This window comes from Pseudomonas fluorescens (genome assembly GCF_001708445.1).
Classification (GTDB): Bacteria; Pseudomonadota; Gammaproteobacteria; order Pseudomonadales; family Pseudomonadaceae; genus Aquipseudomonas; species Aquipseudomonas gorinensis.
Genome location: NZ_CP015637.1, coordinates 5,193,699 through 5,217,235 on the forward strand (window position 1 = coordinate 5,193,699; position 23,537 = coordinate 5,217,235).

Below are 23,537 nucleotides of genomic sequence, written 5' to 3' on the forward strand. Positions count from 1 at the left end.
CACGTTTAACCCCGAGTTGTCTCCCCACTCCTCGGGGTTTCTTTTTGCCCGCGATTTGTCAGGGCATGGGCGAGTCCTGGAAAAAGCTTGGGTTGTCGCGCAGGTAGTGTTCCCGGGTGACCGGGTCCAGCCATGAAGCATAGGACTGCTGCACCTGTTCCAGAGGGATGTCACGCAGTACCTGGTTGATGCGTTCGATCGCCTCGCGGCCGAGGGCGGTGTTCGAGCAACCGATGTGCGTGCGTTGGTAAGGCGCGGCGCCCTTGATCGGGAAAAACATCAGCTCCTGTGGGTCAATCCCCTGTTGCATGGCGTGGTAGCGGATCTCCGTCCAATAGCCCAGGACCGCTTCCAGGCGGCCGAGACGTTGCATCTGCAACAGGCTGCCCAATGCATCGTTGCCGTAGTGCAGCGCCAATTTGTGCGCGGTGGCGTGCTTGAGGCGCTCGTCGATGACGGCGCCATAGCTGCGTTCTGCGGTGGCGCCAAGCCGGGTGTTGGGAGCGTCGAGAAAAGCCTGCAGGTCGAACTGACCGTCGTTGATAAAGGGCGCCATGGCCTCCTGCTGGCTCCGGCGGATCATCACGCCATTGCTCACCGTCACGAAGGCCTGGGTCGAAAAAACAACGTACTTGGCGCGCTCCGGTGTCCACAGCAGTGACGGGTCACAGGTGAACGACGGCTCGCGCAGCATTTGCGTGCCCCGGGCGCGGTTGACGTGCAGGATCTGATGGCGATATTCCGGCAGGCGCTCGGCGAGCATGGGCAGCAACTGGTCCAGTGCTCCCTGCCCCTTGCGCGGGCCTTCGAAGATGGTCACCGGTGGCAGGTCGCGCAACAACCAGACCAGCGTATCCTGGGCGTTGGCCGAAACCGGCCAGCCGCCGACCATCAAGGTGACGTGACACAGGCAAATGAACCAGCGCTGGACGCGACGTGTCATCAGATCGCGCCATCCTCATGCAAACGGGTGATTGCCAGGGCATCGTAGCCCAGCGCCTGGAGCAGCTCGTTGTTGTGTTCGCCCAGCTTCGGCCCGACCCATTCACAACTGCCGGGCGTGTCCGACAGCTTGGGCACGATGCCGGGCATCTTGAAGTCCTTGCCGTCCGGCAGTTGCGCCTTGAGGAACATCTCCCGAGCCAGGAATTGCGGGTCTGCGAGCATGTCTTCAGCACTGTAGATGCGGCTGGCGGGGACCTCGGCCTTGTTCAACTGCTCCACCACCTGCTCCAGTGGCAAGGCGTTGACCCAACGATCAATCACCCCGTAAAGCTCATCGCGGCGGCCATCACGCCCATCATTGCTGGCCAGTTCCGGGTCGTTGGCCAGGTCCTCACGGCCGATGGCCGACATGAAGCGCTTGAAGATCGCATCGCCGTTGGCGCCAATCTGCACGTGCTTGCCGTCCGCACTGGTATGGATCGAAGACGGCGTGATGCCAGGCATGATGTTGCCGGTGCGCTCGCGGATAAACCCGAACACGTCGAACTCGGGGACCATGCTTTCCATCATGGCGAAAATCGCTTCGTACAGCGCCACATCCACCACTTGGCCGACCCCACCATTGACCTCGCGATGACGCAGTGCCATCAGCGCACCGATCACCGCCCAGAGGGCGGCAATCGAATCACCGATGGAAATCCCGGTACGCACCGGCGGGCGGTCTTCGAAGCCGGTGATATAGCGCAGCCCTCCCATGGACTCGCCCACCGCGCCAAACCCTGGCTGGTCTTTCATTGGCCCGGTCTGGCCGAAGCCAGAGAGGCGCACCATCACCAGCTTCGGGTTCAGTGCGTGCAGGGTTTCCCAGCTCAGGCCGAGCTTTTCCAGGACGCCGGGACGGAAGTTTTCGATCAGGATGTCGGCGTCTGCCAGCAACTGTTTGAGGACCGCCAGCCCGTCCGGATGCTTGAGGTTCAGCGTCAGTGACTTCTTGTTGCGCGCCTGCACAAACCACCACAACGAGGTGCCTTCATACAGCTTGCGCCACTTGCGCAGCGGGTCGCCGCCATCCGGCGACTCGACCTTGATCACTTCGGCGCCGAACTCGGCGCAGATGCGTGAAGCGAAGGGGCCGGCGATCAGGGTGCCGAGTTCGATGACTTTCAGGCCGGCAAGCGGTTTGGCATTAAACGACATGATGATCCTTTCAAGCGCAGGGCAGTGGTGTGATGCCTTTTAACATAGGCGAGTGGCCCAGGGATAAGGATGATGCAGCGCAGGATTCGTTGAATGCCCTCGCCATCGGTTAGACTGGCCGCCTTTCCCTGTCTCTAGAAGCCCGTTCATGGCCCAGCCGTCCACGACCTATAAATTCGAACTCAACCTCACCGACCTCGATCGCTCGGTGTACGAGAGCGTCAAACAGACCATCGCCCGCCACCCGTCGGAAACCGAAGAGCGTATGACCGTGCGCCTGCTGGCCTACGCGCTGTGGTACAGCGAACAGGTGTCGTTCGGCCGTGGCCTCTCGGATGTAGACGAGCCGGCCCTGTGGGAAAAAAGCCTGGATGATCGGGTTTTACACTGGATCGAAGTCGGCCAGCCCGATGTCGACCGCCTGACCTGGTGCTCGCGCCGCGCCGAACGTACCAGTTTGCTCGCCTATGGCAGCCTGCGCGTGTGGGAAGGCAAGGTGGTGCCGGCGGCGAAAAGTATGAAGAACGTGCACATCGCTGCCGTGCCGCAGGAAGTCCTCGAGACCTTGGCCAAGGACATGCCGCGCGTGATCAAGTGGGACGTGATGATCAGTGAAGGCACGATCTTCGTGACTGATGACCGCGGCCAGCACGAAGTGCAACTGCAATGGCTGGTCGGCGAACGCGGTTGAAAAATGTGGGAGGCGGCGTGCTCCCGATGACGCTGGAGCCGGTCAAGTTGCAGTCACTGTTGCGCCGCTGCCGGGAGCCATTCGAATTGTCGCACCGCCCCTCCCACAACTGACCCGTGCCGCTTTAAGCCGTGTTGTTTAATCGTTGTATCAGCAGAGAAGCTCCCGTCACCCCATGCGTATCGATCCTCGCCCATTACCCGCCGTCATGCCCTTCCTGGGTGAACTGCCACCGCTGTTGACCCGCCTCTATGCCGCACGCGGGGTGCAGTCCGAGGCGGAGCTGGATAAAAGCCTGGCGCGGTTGATTCCCTTCCAGCAGCTCAAGGGCATCGACGCGGCGGTAGACCTGTTGGTGACTGCATTGCAGCAACGCCAGCGCATCCTGATCGTCGGCGACTTCGACGCCGATGGCGCCACCGCCAGCACGGTGGGCACCTTGGGCCTGCGGCTGCTGGGTGCGGCCCATGTCGATTACCTGGTGCCCAACCGTTTCGAATACGGCTATGGCCTGACCCCGGAAATTGTCGCCGTCGCCCTGCAGCGCGAGCCGCAGTTGTTGATCACGGTGGACAACGGCATCTCCAGTGTCGAGGGCGTGGCGGCGGCGAAAGCGGCGGGGCTCAAGGTGCTGGTCACCGACCACCACTTACCGGGGGATGAATTGCCGGCGGCGGACGCCATCGTCAACCCGAACCAGCCAGGCTGTGAGTTCCCCAGCAAGGCATTGGCCGGCGTAGGCGTGATCTTCTACGTGCTGATGGCCCTGCGTGCACGCTTGCGCAGTTTGGGCTGGTACGAGAACAAAGCGCAGCCGAACATTGGGGAGTTGCTCGACCTGGTCGCCCTGGGCAGCGTCGCTGACGTTGTACCGCTGGACGCCAACAACCGCATCCTGGTCCATCAGGGCCTGGAACGTATTCGCGCTGGTCGTGCGCGGCCAGGGATCAAGGCGATTCTCGAGGTCGCCAAGCGCGATGCGGCGCGCATCACGTCCACCGACCTGGGTTTTATCCTCGGCCCCCGGTTGAACGCTGCCGGGCGCCTGGATGATATGAGCCTGGGTATCGAATGCCTGCTGACCAGCGATTTTGCTGCGGCTCGGGAAATGGCTGCGCAATTGGACGGTATGAACCAGGACCGCAAATCCATCGAGCAAGGCATGCAGCGCGAGGCCCTGGCCCAGCTCAAGGACTTGCCGGTGGACTCGATGCCCTATGGCTTGTGCCTGTTCGATCCGGAGTGGCATCAAGGGGTGATCGGCATTCTGGCGTCGCGCATGAAAGAGCGTTATTTCCGCCCGACCATTGCCTTCGCCGACGCCGGTGATGGCCTGCTCAAGGGCTCGGGGCGCTCTGTGCCGGGCTTCCACATCCGTGATGCCCTGGCGGTAGTCGCCAGCCAGCATCCGAACCTGATCGCCAAGTACGGCGGCCATGCCATGGCGGCGGGGCTGACGCTGCCCGAGGCGAATTTTCCCCTGTTTGCCGAAGCCTTTGACGCTGAAGTACGTCGGCAATTGCGCGAGGAAGACCTCACCGGCCGGTTGCTGTCCGATGGCACCCTGGCGGTTGAGGAGTTTCACCTCGAACTGGCCCGCGCGCTGCGGCATGCCGGGCCGTGGGGGCAGCACTTTCCCGAGCCGTTGTTTCACGGCGTGTTCCAGTTGGTGGAGCAGCGAGTGGTGGGGGAGCGACACCTGAAAGTGGTGCTCAAGACCGAATGCGGGTCGGTGAAGCTTGATGGCATTGCGTTTGGAGTGGACCGCGAAGTGTGGCCGAACCCGACGGTGCGTTGGGTGGAGTTGGCCTACAAGCTGGACGTGAACGAGTTTCGGGGGAATGAAACCGTGCAACTGATGATTGCCCACATCGAGCCGCGCTAGATTTTACTAACACCGCAAAACAACTGTGGGAGGGGGCTGCACCCCGATAGCGGTAGGTCAGTCACAGCATTATTGACTGACACTCAGCTATCGGGGGCAAGCCCCCTCCCACAGTTTGATTTGTGTAAGGCTCGGGTTTATTCGGCCTTGGCCTGGTGCTTGACGATGATATCCACCAAACGCTTGGCCAGCGCCGGGTAGTTTTCGTCGAAGTGATGCCCGCCTGGCAGCTTCACAGCCTCGCCCACGGCGGTCTTGTCGGTACAGCCGCTCTCGTCGACCTCTTCGGCACCGTAGATGCACACCACTTTATCAGCCGGCAGCTTGGCCATTTCCGGGCCGGTCGCGGCTTCCTTGCCGGCATTGCCCAGCCAGCCTTCTACTTCGATTTCAAAGCTGCCGGTGCGGGCGAACGCCAGCAGGATGATTGCGTCGACGCGCTGCTGTTCGTTTTCCGGCATGCGGTTGTAGATCGCTGGCAGGACGTCGGCACCGAACGAATAACCGGTAAGCACGAAACGCTTGGTGCCCCACTTCTGCCGGTAGTGTTGCATCAGCTCGGTGAGGTCCTTGGCGCTTTGTTCCGGGGTCTTGTGCTGCCAGTAGTAGCGCAGGGTGTCGATGCCTACGACCGGATAGCCGATCTTGGCCATCTCGCCGGCCACGTCGCGGTCCAGGTCACGCCAGCCGCCATCGCCGGACAGGAACAGGGTCACGGTGTCCTTGGCCTGGCCTGCCGGCACTTCCACGACGGGAATCGCCAGGCCGCCGTTGTCCGAGCCCACCAGTTGCTTGCGCAGTTCGTTGTTCAGCACTTGCGGGTAGTGAATGTCGTAGTCGCTGATGCTGGTGGTGGCGCGCGGTGTGTCGCGGACGAAACTGGCGCTTTCATCGTCGGGGTTGTCATTCCATGCGACCAGCCAGTTGCCATGGGCGGATGTTTTCGGCAGCGGGTCCTTGCAGCCTTCCTGCACCAGGGCGAAGCCGACGGAAATGGCATTGGCCTTGTCGTCGTTCTGTGTGGCCAGCCAGCGCCAGGCGAGGGCGGCGCCAGGGCCAATGCCGCTGACCAGCGTCGCCGGGCCATTGAGCTGGCCCAGGGCGCCTTGCAGTGCTTGTTCCTGCAGCTTGCAGTCGTCCTTGGGCAGGATCACCTGGACAATCTGTGCCTTGCCGCCCTGGCTCAGGGCTATCAGTTGGCTGTCGGTCAGGGTTTCGTCGGCCATCACGGCCACGGCGACCCGGGCTTTCGCCGTACCGGCCGGGGTCACGCGGGTCATCACCGAGCCGTCGGCCTGGGGCAGTTGTTCCAGGGTTGGCTGCGGGGCAGGGCGGTTCCAGTACCAATAGCCGCCACCCAGGACCAGGGCGAGCAGCACTACAAAGGCCAATACATACCGCCAGGAGCGTCGAATCATCAGCGTTTCACCAATCCAGTCAAGCCGCCCGCGATCAGGGCGGCGGTATCGGCCAGTGCAACCAGCGGATCAAGTCCCGCGGGCACGGCCATGTAACGGGGTTCCCAGTCAGGCTGGAACTTGTCTTTGAAGCGGCGTAACCCTTGGAAGTTATACAGTTGCTCGCCACGACGGAACACCATTGAGCCCAAGCGTTGGGTCAGCGGCGCACCGCGTCGCGGTTGCAGGCCCGACAACGGCACCATGCCGAGGCTGAAGCGGGCATAGCCGTGGCTCTTATAGTGTTGAATCAGGCCGACCATCATGAACTCCATGGTCAGCTTTGGCGCGTCCGGGTGGGCGCGCATCAGGTCGAGACTGGCCAGGTCGTGGTTGTAGGTCTCGAGCAGGTTGGCAAAGGCTACCGGGTGCCCTTCGAAGCGAATGATCGCGATACGGAAGTGCTTGAGGTAGTCGTCGCTGAAGCGGCCCAGGGAAAAGCCTTTTTCCCGCACGTTTTTGCCGGTCAGCCAGGCGTCGGAAATGACCTTGAGTTCGTCCATCGGTGCGGTACCGGGTTCATGGATTTCCAGGGACAGGCCGTCCCGGGTGCCACGGTTCCAGGTGTAGCGCAAATCCTTCATCTCTTTGCCCTTGGCTTCCAGGTCAAAGCGTTTCAGGTCGACCCGGGCTTCTTCGCCCAGCTTGATCGCGGTCAGGCCGATGTCCATGTAGTACGGCAGGTTCTCCGCCCGCACCTGATAGAACACCGGGCGCGCATGGTGGATGTCGCACAGGTCACGGAACTGCCAGATCATCTCGGCGCGGGGTTGGGTCGGGCCGATCGGGTCGTACAGGGCCACCAGGCTGCGTCCGCGACGGGCATACATCAGGAAGGCCTCGTCGTTGGGGTGGAACAGTAGCGCCTTGTCACCGGTCAGTGCCAGGCCACCGTCGGGCTGCGACGAGGCCATCAGGATTTTGGTGGCACGCTCCAACTCCTCCGCGGTCGGCAGGTGGATCACCGGGCGCGCCGTGCGCAGCAGCCAGGTCAGCGACACGATCACCAGCAGCACGGCGGCACCCAGAAGCGAGCGCAGGCCGCGTGGGGCGTTGGCATCCAGGGTGAACTGCCACCACAGTTGGTGGCTGTAAGGCACGTCTTGATAAGCGAACAGCAGCAGCCAGATCGACGCACCCAGCACGCACACGCTGGCCACCAGGTAGAGCGGCGAGAACGGTAGCTCGGTCAGGCGGCTGGCCCGGTAGAATGAGCGCCGGAAAATGGCCAGCAACACGGCGGTCATGGTCATCAGGCTGGCTTCTTCCCAGTCGAACCCCTTGAGCAGTGAAAGCAGGGCGCCGGTCAGCAACAGCACCATGGTCAGCATCCAGGCTGCGGACAAACGGCGGCGCAGGCCTTGGGCCAGCAACAGGCACAGCACGCCGATCAGGCTGGCACCGAAGTGCGAAGCGTCAATCAGGCGGTGGGGAATCAGGAAGCCGATGTTTTCCAGGCGCGAGTCGATTTCGGGCGTGGCGCCGGAAAACAGCAGGACCACGCCGGACAAAAAAACCAGTACGGCCAACACCGGCGCAGCCAGGCCCGAGGCCACTCGCAGGCTCTGTTGGGTCTGGAACAGGCGCTGTGCCTCGTTGACCAGCAGGAACACACAGGCGATCAGCAGCGGCAGCACCACGTAGATCATGCGGTACAGCAGCAGGGCGGCGGCCAAGGGGGCGGCCCCCAGTTTGTCGGCGAAGGCGGCCAGCAGGATGGCCTCGAATACCCCCACGCCACCCGGCACATGGCTGAGCACGCCAGCGGCCAGGGCCAGCAGGTACACCAGCAGGAACGGGCCGAAGGGCGGCGCTTCCGGCAGCAGCATATAAAGGACGGTGGCGGCGGCGGCGACGTCCAGCGCGGTGATGATCAGTTGCAGGAACGTCAGGCGTCGGCCGGGCAGGCGCAGCGTGCGGCGGCCCACTTTGACCAGCAGGTTGTCCGGGTAGGGTTGCTCCGGCAGGCGACGGCGATAAATGCCGATGCACAGTGCGGCCGACAACAGCAGCACGGCACCGGCAATAGCGCCGAGCAAACCTTGCGAAACATGCAGGGCGGTGGACGCAGCAGGCAAGTTGCTCAAAGTGGCCAATGCAGCCAGCGGCGGCAGGGCGCAGCCCAGGGCCAGGCTGGCGAACACGGTCATATGAGCGACTTCTGAAGCGCCGATACCGTGGCGTGCATATAAACGGTAGCGTACCGAACCGCCCGAGAGCATCGACAGGCCAATGGCATTACCGATCGCAAAGGCAGTGAAGCCGCCGAGGGCCAGGGTCTTGGCAGGTAGTTTTACGCCGGCATAGCGCGCGCCGGAAAACTCATAGCCCAACAGAATGATGAAACCGGCGACGGCGGCGGCGAATGCGCCGAGCAGTGAAGGCTTGGGCACTTCCAGGATCGAGTCGTGGAGGGCGTAGAGGTCCAGCTCCAGCAGCAGGTGGCGGCAGGCGACGAGGGCGATTGCAAACAGCAACAAGGTTACTGCCAGCCCGATGGGTTGGCGATATTTGCTCAACAGATCCAGCCAGCGCAAACGGGTGGGAGTGATCGGTTGTTCTGCTGTGACGGAGTCTTGTGGTTCAGACGAGTTGGCGCGCATCAATCACCTCGTGGATTGTGCGCGACAGGATGGAGGTATCCAGCCAAGTTACCAATCCCTATGGACAAAATAATTACAAATATTAACGCGTATCGCCGGGGGCGGCGACTGCGGCCATTGGTCGTAGAGGATTAAGCATAGTGTGCAATGGAATGGACTCTATAAACCCTATACGGTTTCATGAAAGATGCCATGCCATTGTTTCAGAAGAGCTTTTTCACCGGATACAAAAAAGGCCACTCTTTCGAGTAGCCTTCTTTGATGTTTGGTTGCGGGAGCCGGATTTGAACCGACGACCTTCGGGTTATGAGCCCGACGAGCTACCAGACTGCTCCATCCCGCGTCTGTGGGCGGCATTCTACAGTCCAGCGGCGAGGTGTCAACCGTTAATGGGCCGATGGGTCAAATAAGTGTGAAATGAGGGGTAAAGGTCGACCGCGGAAGGTAAGTGCACGATGGGTAAAGATTTTTTTGTCTTACAATTTTCGTACAAGCACAAAACAGACGCGCACAAAAAAGGCCACTCTTTCGAGTAGCCTTTTTGATGTTTGGTTGCGGGAGCCGGATTTGAACCGACGACCTTCGGGTTATGAGCCCGACGAGCTACCAGACTGCTCCATCCCGCGTCTGTGTGTCGGCATTCTACAGAGGAACGCGGGTGTGTCAACCTGTGAATTGAAGAAAAGCGCTTGTGGTTCAATTGCTTAGCTCTCCAAGCGCGTAGCTCGGTACGCTCGGGCCCAGTCTGGCTGAGGGTTTCAGCTCTATTGGGTGGACAATTTCGATTGAAAAAATAAATTCACCTTGGATTTTTCCTACCGCTCAGACGGAAGAATCAAACTACTGGTGCTATATACAGGGGTGAGTGCGATACTGGCCACCCGTTGAACTACACCCTTTATATGACGCAGCGCAAAATCATCCACGTCGACTGTGATTGCTTCTACGCCGCCATCGAGATGCGCGATGACCCGAGCCTGGCGCAAAAGCCGCTGGCGGTAGGGGGCGCGGCCGATCGGCGTGGTGTGATTGCCACCTGCAACTACGAAGCGCGGGCCTATGGCGTGCGCTCGGCGATGTCCTCTCACCATGCCCTGAAGCTCTGCCCGGACCTGACCATCGTCAAGCCGCGCATGGATGCCTATAAAGAAGCGTCGAAGGAAATCCAGACGATCTTTCGCGACTACACCGACCTGATCGAACCGCTGTCGCTGGATGAAGCCTACCTGGATGTCTCTGACAGCCCGCACTTTGGCGGCAGTGCCACGCGTATCGCCCAGGACATTCGCCGCAGGGTTTCCAACCAACTGCACATCACCGTGTCCGCCGGGGTGGCGCCGAATAAATTCCTGGCCAAGATCGCCAGCGACTGGAAGAAACCCAACGGCCTGTTCGTGATCACCCCCGACCAGGTCGAAGACTTTGTCTCCCAGTTGCGCGTGAGCAAGCTGCATGGCGTTGGCAAGGTGACGGCGGACAAGCTTGCGCGCCTGGGCATTGAAGACTGCTTGCAGTTGCGCGAGTGGAACAAGCTGGCACTGGTGCGCGAATTTGGCAGTTTTGGTGAACGGCTGTGGAGTCTGGCCCGTGGGATTGATGAGCGGGCGGTGCAGAATGACAGCCGCCGGCAATCGATCAGTGTGGAAAATACCTATGATGTTGACCTGCCAGATCTCTCAAGTTGCCTGGCGAAACTCCCCGAATTGATGGAAACCCTGGCCGGGCGCATGGCGCGCATCGACAGCAGTTACCGCGCGGGCAAGCCGTTCGTGAAGGTGAAGTTTCATGACTTTACCCAGACCACGCTGGAGCAGGCCGGGGCAGGGCGGGACCTGGAGAGTTATCAACAGCTGATGACCCAGGCATTCAATCGCGGTGGCAAACCGGTGCGGTTGCTGGGGGTTGGGGTGCGGTTGCTCGACCTGAGTGGTGGCAACGAACAGTTAGAGTTCTCTTGGTAGAAACCGGGAACAAAATGTGGGAGGGGGCAAGCCCTAATGCTGTTCAGTCAAGCGTACATCGCCTTCTGTAGGAGCGAGCAAGCTCGCTCCTACAAAAAAGCCTTAACTGAATGGCATTCGGGCTTGCCCTCACCCATTTAGATCTAAGCGTTTCCGAAGTATCAGCGTGCGCCGGGATCCGCCACCAAGCGCCCCGCATCCTTGGTCAGCGCTTGCAGGAATTCCTGCTGCAACTCCGGATCATTGCGGGTCAGTTCAATCAGGCTTTGTTCCAGCTCGCTGGCTTCTTCTTCCAGGCCCAGTTCCGACAGGCGCTTGACCCGATGCACCCATTGGCTGACTTCGTCATCTTCCAGGTCGTCGTAGATCAGGGCATGCGCTTCCAGCAGCTTGCCGCGCAGGGTGTTGCTGATCGCCAGGGTCGAGTCCGAATGCACGTCGTCCTGGCCATCTTCCACGCTGATCTTCAAGGTCGTGATGCGGTTCAAGTCCTGCTCGGCGAACGGGCTGTCCAACAGGTTCAGGCGCAGCACGCCATTACGGTCGGTGGTCAGCTCATGCACTTGCCGGCCGGCGGTGACCTGTACCGGACGCTCGCTCCAGGGCAGGCTCGAATATTCCACACGCTTGTCGCGCTGGACTTCATCAATACCCGCCAGGTTCTGTTGCGCACGGCCATGGGATTGCACGTTCATGAACGGGTTGAGCCCGTCCACGCCGTAGGTCAGCCAGTCATGGGTCATGCTGGTGGGCAAGTGCCCCAGGGCAAAGATATTCGCCACGTTCGCGCCCGCGCCCGCCACAAGGGCAACTGCTCCCAAGGGCATCTCATAGAGTTTGCGCCAGGGTTGGTAAGGGGTGTAGCGGTCGTAACGACGGGTGACTTCGAACTCGGTGACCTCGAAGGTCTTCTGCTCATGAATGCGAACCCGGCGTTGCGGCAGCTCCAGCACTTTGGGTTCGCCGACATCGATCTGCAGGCTGTGGTCGAGCAATTTCCGCTCGACCCGCTCCTCGTGCTCACTGCGTTGCGACATCTGGTTGGCGCAGCCGCTGACAAGCAGGGCACCGCACAAGGCGGCGCCCCCCAGGGCTCTGGTGTTTCGCTTGAACATGACTTCTCTTGATCTGGTTTTCAGCGACGAATACGCGCCTGGAGGAAAGACAGCACGTCAGCCACCGGCAACGGTTGGGCTTCGGCTTCGGTCCGGCTCTTGTATTCGAGATTGCCATCGGCCAGGCCGCGGTCACTGACCACGATCCGGTGCGGGATGCCAATCAGTTCCATATCGGCGAACTTGATGCCCGGGCTGGTTTTCTTGTCGCGGTCGTCCAGCAGCACTTCAAAACCGGCTGCCGTCAGTTCGGCATACAGTTTGTCGGTGGCTTCGCGGACTTGCTCGGTTTCATAGCGCAGCGGCACCAGGGCCACCTGGAACGGCGCCAGGGCGTCACTCCAGATAATGCCTTTCTCGTCGTTGTTCTGCTCGATCGCAGCGGCAACCACGCGCGAAACGCCAATGCCGTAGCAACCCATCTCCAGGGTGATCGGCTTGCCGTTCTCGCCCAGCACTTCGCACTTCATCGCCTTGCTGTACTTGTTACCCAGCTGGAAGATATGCCCGACTTCGATGCCGCGTTTGATTTCCAGGGTGCCCTTGCCATCCGGGCTTGGGTCGCCGGCCACCACGTTACGCAGGTCGGCCACGGTCGGTACTGGCAGGTCGCGCTCCCAATTCACGCCGAAGTAGTGCTTGTCGTCGATGTTCGCGCCGATACCGAAGTCGCTCATCAGCTCGACCGAACGGTCGATGATGATCGGCAGTGGCAGGTTCAGCGGGCCCAGGGAGCCGGCGCCGGCGCCAATGGCGTCACGCAGTTCGGCATCGGAGGCCATGACCAGCGGGCTGGCCACGCCAGGTTGCTGGGCGGCTTTGATTTCGTTGAGTTCGTGGTCGCCGCGGATGACCAGGGCGATCAGCTTGCCTTTTTCTTCGGCATGCACGATCAGGGTCTTGATGGTCTTTTCAATCGGCAGATTGAACTTTTCCACCAGGGCCGCAATGGTCTTGGTCTCCGGGGTGTCGACCAGGCGCAGCTCTTCTGCCGGGGCTGGACGGGACGTTTCCCGTGGCACGGCTTCGGCTTTCTCGATGTTCGCCGCGTAGTCGGAACCGTTGCTGAACACGATATCGTCTTCGCCGGACTCGGCCAGTACGTGGAACTCGTGGGAGCCGGCGCCGCCGATGGAGCCGTTGTCCGCTTCAACCGGGCGGAATTTCAGGCCCAGGCGCGTAAACACGTTGCAGTAGGCGGTATGCATGCGGTCGTAGGTGACCTGCAACGAAGCCTGGTCGGCGTGGAACGAATACGCGTCCTTCATGATGAACTCGCGGCCGCGCATCAAGCCGAAGCGTGGGCGGATTTCATCACGGAATTTAGTCTGGATCTGGTACAGGTTGAGGGGCAGCTGCTTGTAGCTGCTCAACTCGTTGCGCATCAGGTCGGTGATCACTTCTTCGTGGGTCGGGCCCGCACAAAAGTCGCGGCCATGCCGATCCTTGAAGCGCAGCAACTCAGGGCCGTACTCTTCCCAGCGCCCGGATTCCTGCCACAACTCGGCCGGTTGGGTGCTCGGCATCAACACTTCCAGAGAGCCGGCGGCGTTCATTTCTTCGCGAACGATCGCTTCGACCTTGCGCATCACCTTCAAGCCCATGGGCAGCCAGGTGTACAGGCCGGAGGCCAGCTTGCGGATCATACCGGCGCGCAGCATCAGCTGATGGCTGATCACGACCGCATCGGAAGGCGTTTCTTTCTGTGTGGCGAGCAAATATTGACTGGTACGCATGGTAGGCCGTTGTCGGTTGCTTGAACTTGAAATGACTTGGGATTGTACGGGCGCAAACTGCCGCCGTACAGGCATCAGAATGTTGGGCTGCCTGTAGGAGCGAGCTGGCTCGCGAAGATCGTCAACGATGACGCGGGAAACCGGGATAAACGCGGTGTCTGTGACTTCTTCGCGAGCCAGCTCGCTCCTACAGGGGGTGGCTCTGTCAGTCTTCTGCGGGCGGACTCAACCGAATGCGCCGATTCTCCTGGTACCAGTGCAGCGCAATCAGCAGCAGCGTCGGTACACCCAGCACGCAGGTGATCAGGAAGAAGTTGTGATAGCCGAACTTCTCTACCATCACCCCCGAATAGCCGCCGATCAGGCGTGGCAGCAACAGCATGATCGAGCTGAGCAACGCATATTGGGTGGCGGAGAACTTGAGGTTGGTCAGGCTCGACAGGTAGGCGACAAACGCCGAGGTGGCCAGGCCCGAGCTGAAGTTATCCAGCGAGATGGTGAAGATCAGCATCTGCAGGTCCGGGCCCATGTCGGCGAGCATCACGAACAGCAGGTTGGTACCGGCCGAGGCGACGCCGCCGATAAACAGGATCGGCAGGATACCGAAGCGCACGATCAGCAGGCCGCCCATGCCGGCGCCGAGCAGGGTCATGATCAGGCCGAAGATCTTGCTGACCCCGGCGATCTGGTCCTTGGTAAAGCCTTGGTCGATGTAGAACACGTTGGCCATTACGCCCATCACCGTGTCGGACATGCGGTAGGTGGCGATCAGCCCGAGCAGCAGCAATGCTTGCCAGCGGTAGCGCAGGATAAAGTCGTTGACCGGCGTCAGCACCGGCGCCAGGCCGCGACGGCCCATGGCCGACAGGCACAACGCGGTGAGGGTGATGTACAGGATGGCGCGCAGGAAGGCGCGGTCTTCCATCAGCAATTCCCACAGGCTCACGCCGTGAAACAGCACGCTGGCGAAATCGGTGTTGTACAGCTGGGTGAACATGGCCGGTACCGACACCAGCAGCACGATCAGCACGAACACCGACACCAATTGATGCACGAAACTGTAGCGCCCCGCCTGCAACTGGGTGCGCAATGGCACATTGGGTTCGCGCATGAACAGGGTGGTCAGCAGCGCCGGGATCATCAGCACGCCGAACAGGACATAGGTGCCGGTCCACGCCGAGTGCTTATAGTTGAAACCGGTGGAGCCGAAGCCTTCGGCGAAGAACAGCGCACCCGCCGTGGCCAGCAGGGCGGCAATGCGATAACCGGACATATAGCTGGCCGCCAGGGCTGCCTGGCGGCTGTCATCGGCGATTTCCAGGCGATAGGCGTCGACCGCGATATCCTGGGTGGCCGATGCAAAGGCGACCACGACCGCAATGGCAATCAGCCAGGACAGGTGTTTCTGCGGGTCGCAGAACCCCATGCCGATCAATCCGAGGATCACCAGCGACTGGGCCAGTACCAGCCAGGAACGACGACGTCCGAGTTTGCCGAGCAGCGGCAGGCGCCATTGGTCGAGCAGCGGCGACCACACCCATTTGAAGGCATACGCCAAACCGATCAGGCTCGCATAGCCGATGGTCTCGCGGGCCACACCGGCCTCGCGCAACCATACTGAAAGCGTCGAGAACACCAACATGTAAGGCAAGCCGGCGGCAAAGCCGAGCAACAACAGCACTAACGTCGAGGGGCTGGCATAGGCGGCGAGCGCGGCGCGCCAGGTTTTACGGGGCATGGGCTGGAGTCTGCCTCAGATTCACGGAAACAAAGCGCGCACTCTAACCGCTGTGCTCTACCGGGCGCCAGCCATGACGCTGAATATCCACGCGATTGTTCAGGATAGTGACACCTTCGCTGCGCAAACGCGCACGTTGCTCGTCGCCTGAGGCACTGCCCACTGGCAGGCTTATCCGACCGCCGGCACCCAGCACCCGGTGCCAGGGCAGGCGAGTGTCCTGCGGCAACTGGCTGAGCGTGCGTCCGACCCAGCGTGCCGCACGCCCCAACCCGGCGAGGTGGGCCAGTTCACCGTAGCTCACCACATAACCTTCGGGTACTTGCGCCAGTGTCAGGTAAAGCGCGGTGCGGCGCATCTCGGCGGGGCTTTGCGGGGTTTCATTGGGTGGGTTCACTGGGGGGATATCCGTTCGGATCCTGGGTCGTTTTGTAAGAAGCGTCTGATAAGTATGCGGATGAGTATTGAACTCAATATAGATCCCCGAGTCAGTCGTAGCTATCTAATACGATAATCGTCCTTTTTCGCCAATCTTGAGCTCCTTAATCGCTTATGTTGCCCAGAACCCTGCTGTGCCTTGCTGTTCTCAGCGCTTCCGCGCCCTTGCTGGCTGATACCGTCTGGTTGAAGAACGGTGACCGCCTGACTGGCAAGATCAAAGTCTTCGACGGTGGCAAGCTGCTGATCCAGACTGACTACGCGGGCGCGATCCCGGTGGACTGGAAGCAGGTGAAAACCCTGGAGAGTGACCAGGAGTTGCTGGTCAAGCAGGATGCCTATACCGGCGAGAAAGCCAAATCGTTAAAGGCCGCCGATGACGGCAAGGTGGTGCTGGCCAATGGCGAGGCGCCCAAGACCGTCGAACTGGCGAGCATCCAGCAGATCATCAAGCCCAAGCCGGTGATCGAAGACTTGGTATGGAAAGGCAATGTCGACATGGCACTGGACTACAGGCGTGCCGAGAAAGACACCAATGACTACGACATCGACTTCAAGACCATCGCGCGCCATGGTCAATGGCGCCACACGGGGCAGGGCGAATACAACCGCGAGTTCCAGGACGACGTCACCACCACCGACAACTGGGCCCTGGAGTACGACCTCGACCGCTTCCTGACCGAGCACTGGTTCTGGCAGGGGCGTCTGACCTACAAGCGCGACAAGGTTGAAGACCTGTCCCGTCAACGCACCGTGGGCACCGGCCCGGGCTACCAGTTCTGGGATGATGAGCTGGGGGCGTTCTCGCTGGGGTCGCTGGTCAACCGCACCGATTACGAATACTCCGATGGCGGCAAGGACAACTTCTATTCCCTGGCCATGAAGTGGAACTACAACCGCTATCTGGTCGGCAAGACGGTCGAGTTCTTCACCAACGGCGAAGTCGGCAAGCCCATCGGCGGCCCGTCCGAATATTCCCTCGATGCGGAAATGGGCCTGCGCTACAAAGTCACCGAGTGGGCCTCGCTCAACCTCAAGGCTGAACGCGACATTATCAGCGGCGAGTCGGAAAGCAGCTTGAGCAAGACCCGCTACACCGCGGGCTTTGGCGTCGCCTGGTAATCAGCTTGAACCCGCCCGCCGGGGTGCCGCTGGCAACCTGTGCGGATATTGATTACCTTGGGTTGAGATCCATTCCCATAGGCCAGGGCGGCCGAATACCCGAGGAGTCATACGTTGAGCGCGCACGTTGCCAAGAACGCCCGAGAGCTGTTGCTCAAGGAATACCGTGGGGCTCTCTCCACATTGTCCAAGGCCATGCCCGGCTTTCCCTTTGGTTCGGTGGTGCCCTATTGCCTGGACTCAGAAGGCCGGCCGCTGATCCTGATCAGCCGGATTGCCCAGCACACCCATAACCTGCAGAAAGATCCCAAGTGTTCGCTGCTGGTCGGCGAGCGCGAAGCGGATGATGTGCAGGCGGTGGGGCGCCTGACCTGCCTGGCCGAAGCCGAGAAGCTGGAGGAGGGCGCTGCGATTGAAGCGGCGGCCGAACGCTATTACCGCTACTTCCCCGAGTCGGCCAACTACCATAAGGCCCACGATTTCGACTTCTGGGTCCTCAAGCCGGTACGCCATCGTTATATCGGCGGGTTTGGCGCGATTCACTGGGTCGACCAACTGACCTTGGCCAATCCGTTCTTTGGTGCGGCCGAGCGCAGCATGATCGAGCACATGAACAGCGATCACGCCAAGGCTATCGCGCATTACGTCGAACTGGCCGGCCTGCCGAACCACGAGCCTGCGCAACTGGCCGGCATCGACAGCGAGGGCATGCACCTGCGTATCGGCCATGCCCTGCACTGGTTGCCCTTTGCCGAGCCTTGCAACACGCCGACACAAGTGCGCGAGGCCTTGGTTTTATTGGCTCACGCCGAGGTCTGGCCGAAAAAAGCCAGCGCTGAAGCTTGAATTCACGAAATGGCGACGTCATCTAAGGTGGACTGGCAAGGCATTCTTGCGTTGAGGAAACAATTTGATGCGCCCTTTTTTATTGCTCTTTCTGCTGTTCCCGGTGTTGGAGCTGTTCGTATTCGTTCAAGTCAGCGGTGCGATCGGGTTTTTCCCGGCTCTGCTGCTGATCATTCTCGGCTCGATGCTCGGCGTACTGGTACTGCGCGTCGCCGGCCTGGCCACGGCGCTGCGTGCCCGTGAAAGCCTGAATCGTGGTGAATTGCCGGCCCAGACCATGCTCGAAGGGCTGATGATGGCCTTGGCCGGTGGCCTATTGATCCTGCCGGGCTTTATCAGCGATGTGGTCGGCCTGGTCATGTTGCTGCCCTTCACCCGCAAGCTGCTGGCCGGCAAGATGCGCCAGCGCGCCGAAGAGGCTGCGATTCGCCAGCGCGCGTTTGCCGACGACCTGCAACCCCGTGGCGGCCCGGCTCCACGCCAGCCGTTGGGGCGCGAAGGTGATGTGATCGAAGGCGAGTTCGAGCATCGCGACAGCAAATAACCGCTTCACCGACACGGCACCTTCGGGTGCCGTGTTGCTTTTCTGGACTGGCAAACGCAAAAAAATTCATTCCACGCCCCTTGTAATCAGCTGATGCGCCCTTATGTAACGGTCACCGCAAGGTTTCTGGTGGCGACACCAGACAGACTTCCGCGTTTCGCCCAGCGAACCGCGACCGGCACCGCCGGATTTAACCTGCCGGTACTGACACCGGCCGATGAAAAACACAATTAGGAGAGATCGACAATGAGCAAGCTTCGTCCTCTGCACGACCGCGTCGTTATCCGTCGCAGCGAAGAAGAAAAGAAAACCGCTGGCGGTATCGTTCTGCCAGGTTCGGCTGCTGAAAAAGCCAACCACGGTGTGATCGTCGCTGCAGGCCCAGGCAAGACTCTGGAAAACGGTGACGTACGTGCGCTGGCCGTTAAAGTCGGTGACAAAGTCGTATTCGGCCCTTACTCCGGCAGCAACACTGTGAAAGTCGACGGCGAAGACCTTCTGGTTATGGCTGAGAACGAGATTCTCGCCGTTCTGGAAGACTGATTTCCCCGCTCATTTTCCCGTTACTACAAAGTATTTAAGGAATATCGATCATGGCTGCTAAAGAAGTTAAATTCGGCGATTCCGCCCGCAAGAAAATGCTCGTTGGTGTCAACGTCCTGTCTGACGCAGTAAAAGCGACCCTGGGCCCGAAAGGCCGTAACGTGATCATCGAGAAGAGCTTCGGCGCTCCGACCATCACCAAGGACGGCGTTTCCGTCGCTAAAGAAATCGAACTGGAAGACCGTTTCGAAAACATGGGCGCGCAGCTGGTCAAAGACGTTGCCTCCCGTGCCAACGATGACGCAGGCGACGGCACCACTACCGCCACCGTTCTGGCTCAGGCAATCGTCAACGAAGGCTACAAGGCCGTCGCTGCCGGCATGAACCCGATGGACCTCAAGCGCGGCATCGACAAGGCGACCATCGCTATCGTCGCCGAGCTGAAAAAACTGTCCAAGCCTTGCGCTGACACCAAGGCTATCGCTCAGGTAGGCACCATCTCCGCCAACTCCGACAGCTCCATCGGCGACATCATTGCCGAAGCCATGGAAAAAGTCGGTAAAGAAGGCGTGATCACCGTTGAAGAAGGCACTGGCCTGGAAAACGAACTGTCGGTTGTTGAAGGCATGCAGTTCGACCGTGGCTACCTGTCCCCGTACTTCGTCAACAAGCCAGAAACCATGGTTGCCGAGCTGGACAGCCCGCTGATCCTGCTGGTCGACAAGAAAATCTCCAACATCCGCGAAATGCTGCCAGTGCTGGAAGCCGTTGCCAAAGCTGGCCGCCCACTGCTGATCGTTTCCGAAGACGTTGAAGGCGAAGCCCTGGCGACGCTGGTTGTAAACAACATGCGTGGCATCGTCAAAGTTGCAGCCGTCAAGGCTCCAGGCTTCGGCGACCGTCGCAAGGCCATGCTGCAGGACATCGCCGTCCTGACCGGCGGTACCGTTATCTCCGAAGAGATCGGCCTGAGCCTGGAAAGCGCCACTCTGGAAAACCTGGGTAGCGCCAAGCGCGTGACCATCTCCAAGGAAAACACCATCATCGTTGACGGTGCTGGCGTAGACCAGGACATCCAGTCGCGTATCACTCAGATCCGCGCCCAGGTGGCCGAAACTTCCTCCGACTACGACCGTGAAAAACTGCAAGAGCGTCTGGCCAAGCTGTCCGGCGGCGTTGCAGTGATCAAGGTTGGCGCGGGTTCCGAAGTTGAAATGAAAGAGAAGAAAGCCCGCGTTGAAGACGCCCTGCACGCAACTCGCGCAGCCGTTGAAGAAGGCGTGGTACCTGGCGGTGGCGTTGCGCTGATCCGTGCTCTGGAAGCCCTGACTGACCTGACCGGCGACAACGCTGACCAGAACGTCGGTATCGCTGTGCTGCGTCGTGCTGTTGAAGCACCGCTGCGTCAGATCGCTGCGAACTCCGGCGACGAGCCAAGCGTAGTGGTCAACGAAGTCAAGAACGGCAAAGGTAACTACGGTTACAACGCTGCGACTGGCGTGTATGGCGACATGATCGAAATGGGCATCCTGGACCCTACCAAGGTGACTCGTTCCGCGCTGCAAGCGGCATCCTCCATCGGCGGTCTGATCCTGACCACCGAAGCAGCGATCGCTGATCTACCGAAGAAAGAAGGCCAGGCTGGCGGCGGTATGCCAGACATGGGCGGCATGGGTGGCATGGGCGGCATGATGTAAGCCAGCCTTACCCGGCTAATAAAAACCCCGCCTGCAGTGATGCAGGCGGGGTTTTTTATGGCCCTCAGGAAACGCCGGCGGTTGACTGAATGAGCCGGTCTACGGATTCACTGCCTGAGTATTTGCCGCCTCAACGCGTGATGGCCGATAGAGCAACAGGCAGTACAGCCCCAGGCAGATCAGCCAGCAGAAAATCGCCGTCCATACGTTATGGGAAAAAAAGTGCGCGCCTTGCAGCATGCGGCTCACTGAAAAAACGCTACCCAGCGCAACAGCAAAGATGAACGCCTTGCGCGCCATCCGCGGCCGCCGATCCCGTAGTGCAAAGAACCAGGCGAACAGGGCAAACCCGGTAGCCGCATGACCGCCCGGCCAGCAGCGCCCGGGTTTGTCGGTGGGTGGGCGTGGGCTGAGCAGTTCGCTATAGGTTTCCTGGCCGCCGAATTCCTTGAGGCTCCAGGGGCACTGTACGGCAGTGATGGTTTTCAACGGCGAGACGAAGGCGGTGGCCAGGCCCAGGGACAGCACCAGGCACACCAGCTCGCGGCGGTACGGCTTGAGCCGTTGCAGGATGAACGTGCCGATAAGCCCCAGAATTGCCAGCACTGAAAACAGGATCACCAGCTGTTTAGCGCGGTCATGCAGGATGTCTTCGAGGAAGAAGCTGTAGCGGCCGATGAAGCCGCCGTCCGCCGCGTTGTAGAAGCGCTTGGCGAGGTCCATGTCCAGCGATGTCAGCTCCAGCAACAGCATCAGGAGCGCAGCCACGGCGGGGATGCCCAGGCACAGCCAGAAATTCAGAGGTTTGGAAACCGGCACTGCAGAGGTGGATGGCATGGTGAACCCTGGAAAAAAGTCCCGTACTCAGCGGTACGGGACGTTTTGGTTAGCGCGTGCTCAGTGCCGGGGCCTCGTCCTTGGGTGCCCTCCAGCCCAGCAACTGTTGTTTGAAGCCGTAGCTCGCGGCCTGGTAGTAGGTAATCGCGCGCTGGATCAGCGGATCATCACTGCCGACCCGCAGTTCCTGGCTCTCACCCAGGGCCTGGTCGTGGCGGCGCAGGCCCTGGCGTGGGCTGAGGATCGCCAGGTCCTTGCCGTCGAATAACCCCAGGTGCTGGTAGTTGCCGACCACTACCCGAGGTGGCAATGGGTTGTCTTGCAACAGGTTGCGGCCGAAGAAGGTTGACTCGTAGCTCAGGTTGATCAGGCCCAGCAGGGTTGGCGCGAGGTCGATCTGGCTAGCCAGTTGCGCGTTTTCCCGGGCGTCGATCAGCTTGGGTGCATAGATGAACAGCGGAATCTGGTAGTTGATGATGGGCAGGTCTTCCTTGCCCGCGCTGCCGGCGGTGTGGTCGGCGACGAACACGAAGATGGTGTTATCGAACCAGGGTTTCTGGCGTGCAGCTTCCAGGAACTGGCCGATGGCGTGGTCGGTGTACTTCACTGCGCCGTCGCGGCCATTGCCGGATTTGATATCGATGCGCCCGTCCGGGTAGGTGTAGGGGCGATGGTTGGAAGTGGTCATCAGTTGCAGCAAGAACGGCTGTTGCTTGGCGTAGTCGGCATCAGCCAGCTTCAAGGTTTGTTTGTAGAGGTCCTCGTCAGCCATGCCCCAGGCGTTTTTGAAGGAGATTTCCGATTCGGGCACGCTGCTCTGGTCGACCACGCGATAACCGTTACCGCTGAAGAATGCGTTCATGTTGTCGAAGTAGCCACGGCCGCCGTAGACAAACACGCTGTCATAACCGATGGCACTGAGCTGCTGGCCCAGGCTGGCGAAACCGCTTTCACGGCCAATGCGCTTGACGATAGAGCGCCCAGGCGTCGGTGGAATCGCCAGGGTGATCGCCTCCAGGCCTCGGTCGGTACGGGTACCGGTGGCGTAGAAGTTATTGAAATACAGGCTTTGTTGGCGCAGTGCATCGAGGTTGGGCGTAAGGTTGCGCCCGTCGCCATTGCTGCCCATGTACTTGGCGCTGAAGCTTTCAATGGTCACCAGCACGATATTGGGTTTGCGCAACGTGCCTGGGTTGGTGATGGCGCGGCGGACATCCAGCGGGTCCTGACCGATAAAACGGGCATTCGGTTCGCTGAGTTCGGCGCGCAATTGCTTGGCCACCACGTCGGTCGACAGGCTTTTATAGAACTGCGAGTAATCCAGCTCGTTGTTACGGAACGCGGCGAAGAACTGATAGGGGCCATTGCTCGCCAGTTCGTTCATGTAGGCATTGCCGCCCTGGGCGCGTGGGCTGTCCTGGCTGATCAGTTGCAGGCTCAGACCGGCGACGACCAGCAACGCCAGGGCATTCAGCAGGCGGCCACGCATCGGCGGCAGTGGTGCGTTCAGCGCGGCATTGAACGGTTTGCGCAAGGCCAGGCTCAGCACGATGGCGAGCATTGCCAGCAAGCTGAGCAACTTGCCGATCGGGTAGGACTCCAGCAGGTTATTCAATACCTCGTTGGAATACACCAGGTAGTCGACGGCGATAAAGTTGAAGCGCACGCCGAATTCATCCCAGAACAGCCATTCGGCCACTGAGGTAAACAGCATTGCAAACACGCTGATGGTGAGCACCGCTTGCAGGAACCAACGGTGACCGCGGCGACGCCACAGCGCCGGTGGGCACAGCAGCAGGTACAAGCCCAAGGGCAGGGCGGCGTAGGTCAGGAAACCCAGGTCGTACAGCAAACCCACGCCGAATACCGGCAGCAGGTTGCCGCCGACTTCATCCAGGTGAGTGACGAGCAGCACACTGCGTGTGAGCAGGAAAATAACCAGCCAGGTACCCGTTACCAGCAGCAGATAGCGCATAGGCGCTGTTTTGAGAAACCCCATGTCATCTTCCTTATATCAATGGGTGGCGATCTTCGGCCTGACACTGTAGTCAGTTTGTGAAGCTATAGTGAAAAACTCGTTGGTTTATTTAATCGGTTGAAAACCTTTATCGACGCGCCCCTCAGCTCTATCCCTGCGTCCCACTTGGCCTTAAGCTGCGCGAGCCAACACGGTCGTCACGAA

Annotated in this window: 18 protein-coding genes and 2 tRNA genes; 8 read left to right on the top strand and 12 right to left on the bottom strand. The window is 60.4% G+C overall.

What is annotated here, in order from left to right; genetic code table 11:
• Window positions 1-58: 58 nt before the first annotated feature.
• Both A7317_RS23095 and A7317_RS23100 read right to left on the bottom strand, forming a co-directional pair.
• Window positions 59-943, bottom strand: a complete 885-nt coding sequence (locus tag A7317_RS23095) for a TIGR02285 family protein (protein ID WP_024077229.1) — start codon at window positions 941-943, stop codon at window positions 59-61.
• On the bottom strand, window positions 943-2,142 hold the full coding sequence (locus tag A7317_RS23100; protein WP_024077228.1) for a CaiB/BaiF CoA transferase family protein: 1,200 nt from the start codon (window positions 2,140-2,142) through the stop codon (window positions 943-945). Before A7317_RS23100 ends, A7317_RS23095 begins: the two co-directional genes overlap by 1 nt.
• Window positions 2,143-2,290: 148 nt before the next feature.
• Between A7317_RS23100 and A7317_RS23105 the strand changes: the two genes are divergently transcribed.
• Window positions 2,291-2,833 (top strand): YaeQ family protein, encoded by a 543-nt coding sequence (locus A7317_RS23105; RefSeq protein WP_024077227.1) that lies wholly within the window; start codon window positions 2,291-2,293, stop codon window positions 2,831-2,833.
• Between the two features lie 175 nt (window positions 2,834-3,008).
• Window positions 3,009-4,718 (top strand): single-stranded-DNA-specific exonuclease RecJ, encoded by a 1,710-nt coding sequence (recJ, locus tag A7317_RS23110; RefSeq protein ID WP_069076904.1) that lies wholly within the window; start codon window positions 3,009-3,011, stop codon window positions 4,716-4,718.
• A gap of 137 nt (window positions 4,719-4,855) precedes the next feature.
• Here recJ and A7317_RS23115 read toward each other — a convergent pair whose 3' ends face one another.
• The 4 genes from A7317_RS23115 to A7317_RS23130 form a co-directional block, all read right to left on the bottom strand.
• Window positions 4,856-6,136, bottom strand: coding sequence for a virulence factor family protein (locus A7317_RS23115; protein ID WP_024077225.1), 1,281 nt, complete (start codon window positions 6,134-6,136; stop codon window positions 4,856-4,858).
• Window positions 6,136-8,778 (bottom strand): bifunctional lysylphosphatidylglycerol flippase/synthetase MprF, encoded by a 2,643-nt coding sequence (gene mprF, locus A7317_RS23120; RefSeq protein WP_024077224.1) that lies wholly within the window; start codon window positions 8,776-8,778, stop codon window positions 6,136-6,138. Before mprF ends, A7317_RS23115 begins: the two co-directional genes overlap by 1 nt.
• 266 nt (window positions 8,779-9,044) lie before the next feature.
• Window positions 9,045-9,121, bottom strand: a tRNA-Met gene (locus A7317_RS23125).
• A gap of 206 nt (window positions 9,122-9,327) precedes the next feature.
• Window positions 9,328-9,404: transfer RNA gene (locus A7317_RS23130), tRNA-Met, on the bottom strand.
• A gap of 276 nt (window positions 9,405-9,680) precedes the next feature.
• Between A7317_RS23130 and dinB the strand changes: the two genes are divergently transcribed.
• Window positions 9,681-10,739, top strand: coding sequence for a DNA polymerase IV (dinB, locus tag A7317_RS23135; protein WP_069076905.1), 1,059 nt, complete (start codon window positions 9,681-9,683; stop codon window positions 10,737-10,739).
• Window positions 10,740-10,900: 161 nt separating this feature from the next.
• On the opposite strand, the gene A7317_RS23140 is transcribed toward dinB, so the two are convergent.
• From A7317_RS23140 to A7317_RS23155, 4 genes are all read right to left on the bottom strand, one after another.
• Window positions 10,901-11,854, bottom strand: coding sequence for a hypothetical protein (locus tag A7317_RS23140; RefSeq protein WP_024077221.1), 954 nt, complete (start codon window positions 11,852-11,854; stop codon window positions 10,901-10,903).
• Between the two features lie 20 nt (window positions 11,855-11,874).
• Window positions 11,875-13,590, bottom strand: coding sequence for a proline--tRNA ligase (locus A7317_RS23145; RefSeq protein WP_024077220.1), 1,716 nt, complete (start codon window positions 13,588-13,590; stop codon window positions 11,875-11,877).
• Between the two features lie 205 nt (window positions 13,591-13,795).
• Window positions 13,796-15,328, bottom strand: a complete 1,533-nt coding sequence (locus A7317_RS23150; protein ID WP_024077219.1) for an AmpG family muropeptide MFS transporter — start codon at window positions 15,326-15,328, stop codon at window positions 13,796-13,798.
• 43 nt (window positions 15,329-15,371) lie between these two features.
• Window positions 15,372-15,686 (bottom strand): MGMT family protein, encoded by a 315-nt coding sequence (locus A7317_RS23155; protein ID WP_237141797.1) that lies wholly within the window; start codon window positions 15,684-15,686, stop codon window positions 15,372-15,374.
• 194 nt (window positions 15,687-15,880) lie between these two features.
• Between A7317_RS23155 and A7317_RS23160 the strand changes: the two genes are divergently transcribed.
• From A7317_RS23160 to groL, 5 genes are all read left to right on the top strand, one after another.
• Window positions 15,881-16,888 (top strand): DUF481 domain-containing protein, encoded by a 1,008-nt coding sequence (locus A7317_RS23160; RefSeq protein WP_024077217.1) that lies wholly within the window; start codon window positions 15,881-15,883, stop codon window positions 16,886-16,888.
• A gap of 114 nt (window positions 16,889-17,002) precedes the next feature.
• Window positions 17,003-17,734, top strand: a complete 732-nt coding sequence (locus A7317_RS23165) for a HugZ family protein (protein ID WP_024077216.1) — start codon at window positions 17,003-17,005, stop codon at window positions 17,732-17,734.
• A 67-nt stretch (window positions 17,735-17,801) separates the two neighbouring features.
• Window positions 17,802-18,278, top strand: coding sequence for an FxsA family protein (locus A7317_RS23170; protein WP_024077215.1), 477 nt, complete (start codon window positions 17,802-17,804; stop codon window positions 18,276-18,278).
• A gap of 246 nt (window positions 18,279-18,524) precedes the next feature.
• On the top strand, window positions 18,525-18,821 hold the full coding sequence (locus tag A7317_RS23175) for a co-chaperone GroES (protein WP_003175874.1): 297 nt from the start codon (window positions 18,525-18,527) through the stop codon (window positions 18,819-18,821).
• 50 nt (window positions 18,822-18,871) lie between these two features.
• Entirely contained in the window at window positions 18,872-20,518 is a 1,647-nt protein-coding gene (groL, locus tag A7317_RS23180) for a chaperonin GroEL (protein WP_024077214.1), read from the top strand.
• 99 nt (window positions 20,519-20,617) lie between these two features.
• On the opposite strand, the gene A7317_RS23185 is transcribed toward groL, so the two are convergent.
• Window positions 20,618-21,355, bottom strand: a complete 738-nt coding sequence (locus A7317_RS23185) for a phosphatase PAP2 family protein (RefSeq protein WP_024077213.1) — start codon at window positions 21,353-21,355, stop codon at window positions 20,618-20,620.
• A 49-nt stretch (window positions 21,356-21,404) separates the two neighbouring features.
• On the bottom strand, window positions 21,405-23,354 hold the full coding sequence (locus tag A7317_RS23190; RefSeq protein WP_024077212.1) for an LTA synthase family protein: 1,950 nt from the start codon (window positions 23,352-23,354) through the stop codon (window positions 21,405-21,407).
• Window positions 23,355-23,537: the final 183 nt, after the last annotated feature.